This is a genomic window from Mesorhizobium sp. M2E.F.Ca.ET.219.01.1.1, from assembly GCF_004016445.2.
In the GTDB taxonomy this organism is placed as follows: Bacteria; Pseudomonadota; Alphaproteobacteria; order Rhizobiales; family Rhizobiaceae; genus Mesorhizobium.
In genome coordinates this window covers 1-531 of record NZ_SADT02000036.1, presented here as the reverse complement: position 1 = coordinate 531, position 531 = coordinate 1, and the positions used below count along the sequence as shown (strand labels likewise).

General features: G+C 61.8%; 1 protein-coding gene. It reads right to left on the bottom strand.

Going from position 1 to position 531, the window contains the following annotated elements; translation table 11 throughout:
• Nucleotides 1–531: KUP/HAK/KT family potassium transporter (locus EN862_RS34800; RefSeq protein ID WP_193771626.1), on the bottom strand; the 531-nt coding region annotated here is incomplete at both ends.

Sequence of the window (531 nt, the reverse complement as noted above, 5' to 3'; positions counted from 1 at the left end):
CAGGAATGACACGATATAATGCGGGCTGATTGCCAGCAGGATTTCCGGGTCGTCCATGATGTGGTTGAGGCCGGAAAGGCCGATGGCCAGGAACCACAGCGCGGTAACGGGCCCGAACACCAATCCTACGCCGCCGGTGCCAAACCGCTGTACCGCAAACACGACCGCCAGAATGGCCAGTGTCAGCGGCACCACATAGGGCTGGAAGGTCGGCGTGACGACATTCATACCTTCGACCGCCGACAGCACCGAGATCGCCGGCGTAATGACTGCGTCGCCGAAAAAAAGCGCCGCGCCGACAATGCCGATGCCGAGGATCACCGCCGAGCGCGTCGGGAAACTGTTGCGCGCCAGCGCCATCAGCGACAGCACCCCGCCCTCGCCGCGATTGTCGGCACGGAGCACGAACATGATGTATTTGATGGTGACGGTGATCGTCAGCGACCAGATGATCAGCGAGAGTACGCCGAGGATGTCGCCACGGTTGGAGACGTTGCCACCGGCCGATGCGTGCAAGATCGGAAGAGCACA